Origin of the sequence: Streptomyces sp. NPDC007162 (genome assembly GCF_040634175.1) — a bacterium.
Lineage (GTDB): Bacteria > Actinomycetota > Actinomycetes > Streptomycetales > Streptomycetaceae > Streptomyces.
Map to the genome: position 1 here is coordinate 1 of NZ_JBEYFC010000393.1, position 8,664 is coordinate 8,664.

At 71.0% G+C, this 8,664-nt stretch carries 8 protein-coding genes; 2 read left to right on the plus strand and 6 right to left on the minus strand.

From position 1 onward, the window contains the following. The first annotated feature begins 331 nt into the window (after nt 1-331). The gene (locus tag ABZ646_RS33580) at nt 332-1,828 is read left to right on the plus strand and encodes an oligopeptide:H+ symporter (RefSeq protein WP_360527396.1); all 1,497 of its coding nucleotides are present in this window, start codon (nt 332-334) and stop codon (nt 1,826-1,828) included. 83 nt (nt 1,829-1,911) lie between these two features. On the opposite strand, the gene ABZ646_RS33585 is transcribed toward ABZ646_RS33580, so the two are convergent. The 6 genes from ABZ646_RS33585 to ABZ646_RS33610 form a co-directional block, all read right to left on the minus strand. After that, nucleotides 1,912-3,237 carry a hypothetical protein gene (locus ABZ646_RS33585; protein ID WP_360527399.1) on the minus strand — a complete coding sequence of 442 codons (1,326 nt, stop codon included), beginning with the start codon at nt 3,235-3,237 and terminating at the stop codon, nt 1,912-1,914. A gap of 2 nt (nt 3,238-3,239) precedes the next feature. Further along, entirely contained in the window at nt 3,240-4,262 is a 1,023-nt protein-coding gene (locus ABZ646_RS33590) for a hypothetical protein (RefSeq protein ID WP_360527414.1), read from the minus strand. 44 nt (nt 4,263-4,306) lie between these two features. Next, a complete protein-coding gene (locus ABZ646_RS33595) occupies nt 4,307-5,110 on the minus strand; it encodes a hypothetical protein (RefSeq protein ID WP_360527402.1) in 804 nt (267 codons plus the stop codon). A gap of 275 nt (nt 5,111-5,385) precedes the next feature. Then, nucleotides 5,386-6,093 (minus strand): LPXTG cell wall anchor domain-containing protein, encoded by a 708-nt coding sequence (locus ABZ646_RS33600; RefSeq protein WP_360527405.1) that lies wholly within the window; start codon nt 6,091-6,093, stop codon nt 5,386-5,388. A 116-nt stretch (nt 6,094-6,209) separates the two neighbouring features. Further along, nucleotides 6,210-6,728 (minus strand): ATP-binding protein, encoded by a 519-nt coding sequence (locus tag ABZ646_RS33605; protein ID WP_360527408.1) that lies wholly within the window; start codon nt 6,726-6,728, stop codon nt 6,210-6,212. A 183-nt stretch (nt 6,729-6,911) separates the two neighbouring features. Then, nucleotides 6,912-7,298 carry an STAS domain-containing protein gene (locus ABZ646_RS33610; RefSeq protein ID WP_360527411.1) on the minus strand — a complete coding sequence of 129 codons (387 nt, stop codon included), beginning with the start codon at nt 7,296-7,298 and terminating at the stop codon, nt 6,912-6,914. 305 nt (nt 7,299-7,603) lie between these two features. On the opposite strand from ABZ646_RS33610, the gene ABZ646_RS33615 reads away from it, so the two are divergent. Continuing rightward, nucleotides 7,604-8,491, plus strand: a complete 888-nt coding sequence (locus ABZ646_RS33615) for an RNA polymerase sigma factor SigF (protein WP_360527417.1) — start codon at nt 7,604-7,606, stop codon at nt 8,489-8,491. Nucleotides 8,492-8,664: the final 173 nt, after the last annotated feature.

Here is an 8,664-nt window from a genome sequence, read left to right on the forward strand (position 1 = left end):
TCAAGTCCTTCCATATCCGGCAGTGTCCTGACGTAGAGTGAAGAGAACGCCTGTAGTACACCCGGGGACCTTTGGCGGGCATCTCGTCGCTGAAGGTCTCTTTTGTGTGCGGGCCGGTGCGATCCGGCCTTGAAAGGAACGACCTCTGGCCGGGCTCCGGACGCGACGCAGCGTCACGGGGCGTGGATCCCGGTGGTCGCCGTCCGCCGCCCCGCGACCCGGGACGGGCTCCCCCTGGGCGTGGGGTGGACGGTCCGACCCGCCGGTGCCGGCCGCTCCCCCCACGGGCGCGCAAAGCCCCGCCGCGCGCTCCGACCAGCAAGGAACGACCATGGCGTCCAGCCTGACGAAGGACTCGGTCCGACCGGGCACCCCCGGTTCCGAGAAGACCTTCTTCGGCCACCCCCGCGGACTGGCCACCCTCTTCATGACCGAGATGTGGGAGCGATTCTCCTACTACGGCATGAAGGCCCTGCTCCCGCTGTACCTGGTCGCTCCCGGCGGCCTGCACATGAGCGCGGCCACGGCGACGGCGATCTACTCGGTGTACCTGTCGCTCGTGTACCTGCTCGCCCTGCCGGGCGGCTGGTTCGCCGACCGCGTCCTCGGCCCCCGCAAGACGGTCGCCGTCGCGGGCACGGTCATCATGCTCGGCCACCTGACGCTGGCGCTGCCCAGCTCCGGGACGTTCTTCGCGGGCCTCGGCCTGGTCGCGATCGGTTCCGGTCTGCTGAAGGCCAACATCTCCACGATGGTCGGTCACCTGTACGACGGCCCGGACGACCCGCGCCGTGACGGTGGCTTCACGCTCTTCTACATCGGCATCAACCTGGGTGCGTTCGCCGCTCCGCTGGTCATCGGCACCGTCGGCGAGAACTACAACTGGCACCTCGGCTTCGCGCTGGCCGCGGTCGGCATGGCGCTGGGTCTCGCCCAGTTCCTGCTCGGCACCCGGCACCTGAGCTCGCGTTCGGACATCGTCCCGACGCCGCTGTCCGCCGCGGAGAAGAAGGCGACGCTGACGAAGGCCGGCCTCTGGGCGGCCGTCGCCGCGGTCTTCTACCTCGTCGTGGGTGTCTCCGGCGTCTACACGCTGAACTGGCTGCTGGTGCCGATCACGATCGCCGGTCTGCTGATCCCTGTGTTCGTCATCGCCCGCATCAAGCGGGACAAGGACCTGGACCGCGCCGAGCAGTCCAAGATGAGCGCGTACATCTGGTTCTTCGTGGCCGCCGCGGTCTTCTGGATGATCTACGACCAGGGCGGCTCCACCGTCTCCCTGTTCGCCGACGCCTCCGCGAAGAACACGATCTTCGGCTGGAACTTCCCGGTCTCCTGGTACCAGTCCGTCAACCCGGTCATGATCATGGCGTTGGCGCCGGTCTTCGCCTGGGCGTGGCTGGCGATGGCCCGCCGGGGCAAGGAGCCGAGCACGGCCGTGAAGTTCGCCGGTGGTCTGGTGCTGATCGGTGCGTCGTTCTTCCTGTTCCTCGCGCCGCTGTCGATCGCCGACGGCGGTCACAAAGCCGCGGCGATGTGGCTGGTGGGGATCTACTTCGTGCAGACCGTGGGTGAGCTGATGCTGTCCCCGGTGGGTCTGTCCGTGACGACGAAGATGGCACCGGCGAAGTACGCGTCCCAGATGATGGGTGTGTGGTTCCTCGCGGTGACCGCGGGTGACGCGACGACCGGGTTGCTGTCGATCGCCGGGGTCGACCTGAACAAGACGGGGATCGTGGCACTCCAGGCGGTGCTGGCGGTGCTCGCCGGTGTGGCCGTGTGGATGTACCGGAAGAAGGTGCGCGAGCTGATGGGCGACGTGCACTGATCGTCTTGTGACAGAGGGCCACCGCATTCTCGGGAGCATTCTCGGGATGGGGTGGCCCTCGTCGTGTCACGGCCCTGGTCAGGTCACCTGGTCCTCTTTCGGGGCATGAAGGTGAACACCGCGCCGCCCAGCAGGATCGCCGTTCCTGCCACCAGGCCCAGGGCCTTCAGTGCGCCGTGGCTGCTGTCGCCGGTCTCCGCGAGGCCGCCGCTGCCGCCGCTGCCGGAGCTTCCGGACGAGCCGCCCGACGTGGACGAGCCGCCCGACGCCCCGCCGGCCTGCTGCGTCGTGTCCAGGGTGAGCGAGACCTCCGTCTTCGTCGGGGTGCACGTGGTCGTCGTACCCAGTGCCTCGACCGTCAGGACGCCCGGCGACAGGGTCGTCGTACCGCTCGCCCCCGGCTTGTACGTGCCCGTCAGGTCGGGGATCTCTATCGGGGTGCCGGCTTTGATCGGGGCGGAGTTCTTCGGGCCCTTCACCGCGACCGAACCCGTGTCGGCACCGCCCAGGACAACCTTCATCGACGGCTCCACGGAGTTCGCCGGGATGTCCACCGGGCTGTCCATCACCGACTTCTTGAACTGCACGGTGAGGTCGAAACTGCCGCCGTCCTTCTTGGCGTTGATCTGCACCGGCGAGGTCGCGCTCTTGTCGCCGATGGGGGTCTTGCAGGCGTAGGGGATGTCGACCTCCTTGCCCGTGAAGTCGGTCTGGCCGCTGCCCGTGCCGTCGGAGGCGGACGCGGAGGCCGACGCCGACGCGGACGTCGAGTCGGAGGGGCTCGCCGAGTCGGAGGGTGAGGTGGAGGTCGAGGGGGAGGCGGACGTGGTGTCCGTCGGGCTCGCCGAGCCGGTCGAACCGGTCCCGGTCACCTCGATCGTCGCCGCCTTCGGGACCGAGCCGGACGGGGTGCACACGGTGTTCGTGCCGTACGCGTTGACCGTGTACGCGTCCGGGGTGAGCGTCACCTCGCCGGGTGACGTCAGTTTCAGCGTGCCCGTCATGTCGGACAGCACCATGTCGCCGCCCTTGGGGATCGCCGGGTTCTTGCGCGGCCCCTGCATCGCGATGTCGGCGCTCTGGGCCCCGGCCGCCTTGAGGGTGCCGGACGGCTGGACCGTGTCGGCGGGCAGGTCGATGATGTTCGGGTTCTTGGACGCGGCCTGCACGAACTTCCAGGTGACGTCGACGGTGTCGCCGACCTTGGCGGTGGCGGGCGCGGTGATCTCGACCTTCGTGGTCCCGTCGATCGGGTCGGCGACCCCGGCGGGCGGAACGCAGTGCGTCGCGTACGACACCTCGGCGGCCTGGGCGGTGCCGGCGGCCGCGCCGAGCAGGACACCTGCCCCGCCGAGGACCAGCGCGGCCGCCGCCGCGCCCGCTCTGACCGGTGTCACTCTCCTTCGCATGATCACGTGGGTCCTTTCGTGGTGGGAGTCGTGGGAGTCGTGGGACTCGCCGGGCTGTCGTCGTGCGGTGCGGAGAGCCGACCGGCCGTCGCGCCCGGATCGTCGTCCGGGGTGAACCACGGCAGAGTCGAGGTCGTGGCGGGCCCGGGACCGGGCGCGGGCGCGCGTCGCAGGCGGGGGACGCGGAAGGCCGGGCGTGGTGCCGCCCGGTGGCCGCGGGCCGGGCGTACCCGGTCCACGACGGCCATGCCGATGCGGAAGACGGCGGCCGGTACGACCACGCAGAGCAGGAGCCAGAACAGGGTCACCCCCCAGGGGCGGCCGACGCCCCAGGGCTGTTCGGCGAGGACCTTGCCGTCGTACTTCAGGGAGACGGTGTAGTCGCCGTAAGCGCCTGCGGAGAGCTCGAAGGGCAGTTCGACCTGGGCCCTCTTGCCGGGCGCGAGGGTGCCGTGCCACTGCTGCTCGTCCCACTGGGGTGCGAACAGGCCGTGGGCGGTGCCCACTTGGAAGACCGGGTCCTTGAGCGTGGTCGACCCGGCGTTGCCGATGGTGAAGACGAGGGTGCGGGAGGGGGGTGCGCCGAACCAGGTCAGCAGGCCGGAGGAGCCGTCCAGGCGGGTGTCGGTGAGCATCGAGAGGCGGCCGCCGGTGGTCGCGGCGGGCAGCGGCTTCACGGCGTGTCCGGCGACCTGGAAGGCGGCGTCCGCGTCGGCCGTGGCGCCGGTCACGGTGGCGACATGGACGACGCAGGGGCAGGGCACCGGCGGCTCGGCGACCGGGAGTTGCTTGCTGAAGCGGCCGTCCGCGTCGGTGGTGACGGCCCGTCCGGCGGAGTTGGCACACGAGTTGGTGCCGCCGATCACGCCCCGGGCGGGGGTGGCCTGGCCGCAGATCAGCATCATCAGCAGGGTGCCCGGGCGCCAGCCGGTGCCGCTGACGGTGACGGAACCGCCGGTGCCCGCCTGCGCCTTGGACACCTTGACGGTCGGTCCGTCGGCGGCGACCGCCGCCAGGGGAGTCATCAGCAGCGCGAACACCGCCGCCAGTACCAGGAACGCTCGCGCCCTCACCTCGCTGCTCCCGTCAACTCGACGTCCGGGGACTGGGATTCGGCCACCGGTTCGGCACGGCGCCCGCGCAGCCGTACGACGGTCACGGCGGCCGCCGCCGTCAGCGCGGCCGTGGTACCCGCCACCGCGCCCCAGGGCACGAAGTGGGCCCGGGTGCTCGCCGTGGCGTGCGCGCCGCCGGCCGCCGTCGCCGTCAGCCGGACGTGGACGGCGTCCAGCGCGGGACGGCCTGGCCACGGCTCGCTCAGTTCGGTGCGGGTGCCGGGGGCGAGGCGGACCGGGAGGGTGCGCGGGGCGCGGTCCATGAGGACCCGGCCGAAGACCCCGTCGGCGTGCACCGCGAGCTTCGGTACGAGGACGGTCGTACCGCGGTTGACCAGCTCGTAGGTGATGCGGTCACCGTGGACGGCCAGGTGTTCGACGGTCAGGGCGGTCAGGGCGGGGCCGCCGACGCGCAGCCGGATGCGGACGCCGGCGGTACGGCCGTCGGCGTCGTTCGCGACGAGGGCGCCGGAGCGGTCGCCGGGGGCCGCGTCCGCGGGGACGGTCACTGTGAAGGGGACGTCGGCACGGGTGCGGGCGGGGACGCGGACGTCCCGCTCGGCGAGGGTGACCGGGACACCGGTGCCGGTCAGCCGTACCGTCACCGGGTGCCGACCGGGGTTGGTCACCGACACCGTGTCCTGGAGGACCGTTCCGGGGGCGCCCTCGGCGTAGAAGGAGGGCCGCCCACCGCCCCCGGGCCCGACCGACCACCCCCCGACCGCCACCGCAGGCGGAGCGCCGGCGAGCAGAACCATCCCAGCGACCGCGAGAGCCCGAACGGCGCTCCGGACGGAACGCCCGGAGCACGCGGACCGGACGGGAGGCGTGGGGTGGAGGGGGGCCGCGGGGTGGGCAGGGTGGGCGGGGCTTGTGAGGCACAGGGGGCGGATGGGGGGCACGGCGTGCGCAAGGTGCCCCGATCGCTCCGCAGGCTGTGCGGAGGGCGTGGGGCGGGTGGGCTCCGCTGGGAGTCGGGGGTGTGCGGAGCGGGTGGGTGACATGGGCGGCTCCAGCGGTCGGACCCGGTGGGTCAGCGGCGTGCGGCCTGGTTCCGCCGGGTCAGCCAGAGGGTGCCGGCCGCGCCCGCGAGCAGCACGGTGCCGCCGAGGGTGCCGAGCGCGACGAAGGAGTCCTCGGGGCCGGTCTTGGGGAGGGTGCCGCCGGAGTCGGTGCCCGTGCCGCCGGACGACGAGCCGGAACTGCTCGAACCGCCGCTCGAACCGCCTCCCGACGCCGTCACGTCCAGGGTCAGGGCAGGTCCGGGGTTGTTGGTGGGGTTGCACTTCGTCGTCGTACCGAGCGCCTTGATGACGAGCGTGCCCGGGGTGAAGGTCACCTTGCCGGACTTCTTCGGGGTGTAGGTGCCGCTCAGGTCGCTGATCTTGATCGGGGTGTTGGCGGGGATCGCGGCCTGGTTGGCGGCCCCGGTGACGTTCAGGGTGCCGGTCTCGGCGCCGCCGAGCGTGATGGTGGCGCTCGGGCTCATCGCGCCCTTGCCGAGTTCCACGGGACTGGAGGAGACGCCCTTCTGCCAGGACATCGTGATCGTGTAGCCGCTGCCACTGCGGACGCTCTTGATGTCGATCGGGGAGACCGCGCTCTTCTGGCCGATCGGCGTCTGGCACTGGTAGTCGACGTCGACGACGGTGGCGTGCGCGGCCGGGGCGGCGAGCAGCACCGCCGAGCCGGCCAGCGCCGCGGCGGACGCGAGCGCGGCGGTTCGCTTGGAGGACGGCACGGTCCACCTCGTTCCTGACGGCGTATCAGATGGGCCGTCAAGGTACGCCGGGGCTCAAGAGGAGGGAAGAGAAAGGGCGTGGCGGAAGTGTGGGGATGCCGACGGAGCGGGGCGCCCTACGCCGGTGCCCCGAGTTCCGCCCAGACGGTCTTCCCGGCCGCCCCCGGGGTCCGTACGACCCCCCAGTCGAGACACAGCCGCTGCACGATGAACATCCCGTGCCCCCCGGGCCGCCCCGCGCGGTGCGGGGTCCGCGGCGCCGGCTGACCGTTCCCGCGGTCCGACACCTCCACCCGGATCACCTTGTTGTCGCAGGCCAGGAACAGCTCGTCGGGCCCTTCGGCATGCAGACACGCGTTGGTGACCAGCTCGGACACCACGAGCAGCACGTCCTCCGCGGCGGCCCTGCGGTCGGCGGTGGCGGCCGGCAGCCACCCCCACGCGTACAGCGCCTCGCGGGTGAAGTCGCGGGCGAGCGGCACCACCCCGCTCTCCCCTTCGAGGCGCACACTGCGGACCTGACGACCCCCCGACGAGGCGGGCGGCACACCGGACGCCGCCGTCTCGGACATCCCGGAAGCGCCGCTGGGCTCCGGGCCACGGTCGCCCGGCGGGTAAGGCCGGGTGGTGCTCATCAGCGCTTCACCTCACCGTTTCACCGGTTCACGATTCAGAATTCGCGTCGTTGCAGTTTCGTACGGTCCTGTCGGCCTGACTCACTCAGGCGTGCCCGGGCCGGGCGCCGACAGATCCAGAATCACTCCTGCCCGACCGATCGGCGGGAACACCCCCCGGTTCCGGACGGCAGGGCGCAGGACTCAGCCCTCGTCGTCGGTCTCGTCGGACAGGGCCGCCGCCACGGAGTCGTGGACGGTGAAGACCGCCTCGGCTCCGGTGATCTCGAACACCCGGGCGACCACGGGCTGCATCGCGGCCAGGTGCACACCGCCGCCCGCCGCCTCGGCCCGCAGTCTGGTGCCGAGCAGCACGTTCAGCCCGGTCGAGTCGCAGAACTCAAGGCGTGAGCAGTCGACGACGAGGCGTGAGAATCCCTTGTCGAGGAGATCGTCGAGTGGCTCGCGCAAGAGATCCGCGGTGTGGTGATCGAGCTCACCAGCCGGAGTCACCACGGCGCTGGAACCCTCTTCCCGCACCTCCACCAGAAGCCGGCCCGACTGTGCGCTGCCGACCGTCCCGTGGTCCATTGCCGTCTCTCTCCCGAGGTCGTGACCGCTTTGCCACCGCCTGACCGATGTCTGGCGATGCCCTCCGATGTCCGCCGAACGCCTTGCCGACGCCCTCGAACATTACGCCTTCTCCACGGACTCCGACACCCGAACAACCCCCCCTAACTGGACAAATAGCAATAGAACGGACTTGCGATGGGCTCGACGGAGCGGGTAGGGCTAGTACCCGACACCTGAACCGACACGGCCGGCTTTGGAGGCGCCGCACACCGCAGTGCACGCACGGCTTCGGCAGCCTTATGCCGAGAACGATGGAGGACACCATGTCACCCCGGCTCGACGCCTCGCATACCCGGACGGCGACGTCGACACCCCCACCGGAACAACTGGATGCCATCGAGGGACTGATCGCGGACCTTCCCGAGATCCCCCCTTACGACGAGGTCGACGCGGTCGACGCGCGCGCGTTGTCCAAGACCCTCTTCGAGCGGCTGGAGTCGCTGGAGGAAGGCACCTACGCATACTCGTACGTGCGCAACACGCTCGTCGAACTGAACCTCGCACTGGTCAAGTTCGCCGCCTCCCGGTTCCGCTCCCGCAGCGAGCCGATGGAGGACATCATCCAGGTCGGCACGATCGGCCTGATCAAGGCGATCGACCGCTTCGAACTGGCCCGCGGTGTCGAGTTCCCCACCTTCGCGATGCCGACCATCATCGGCGAGATCAAGCGCTTCTTCCGCGACACGTCGTGGTCGGTACGGGTCCCGCGCCGCCTCCAGGAGCTGCGGCTCGACCTGGCCAAGGCGGGTGACGAGCTGGCCCAGAAGCTGGACCGCGCCCCCACGGTCGCGGAACTCGCCGAACGCCTCGGCATCTCGAAGGAGGAGGTGGTCGAGGGCATGTCGGCCGCCAACGCGTACACGGCCTCCTCCCTGGACGCACAGCCCGACGAGGACGACTCCGAGGGCGCGCTGGCGGACCGGATCGGGTACGAGGACCACGGCCTGGAGGGCATCGAGTACATCGAGTCCCTCAAGCCGCTGATCGCCGAACTCCCCTCCAGGGACCGCAGGATCCTGTCGCTGCGCTTCGTGGCGGGCCTGACCCAGTCGGAGATCGGTGAGGAACTCGGCATCTCCCAGATGCACGTGTCCCGGTTGCTGTCCCGGACGCTGGTCCAGCTGCGCAAGGCGCTGACCCTGGACGAGTAGGACCGACGACCGCCCGTCCGACGCCCGCCGGCCGCCCGCGCCCCGCCGAGAACCAGTACCTGGATCGCCAGCACGGCAGCCCCTCGCGCACGCGGCCTTCACCGACGTTTTCGGACCCGTGGACACCGCCGAGCTCCTGCCGGACGACGTGGCCGGATCACTGAGCCGGTGGC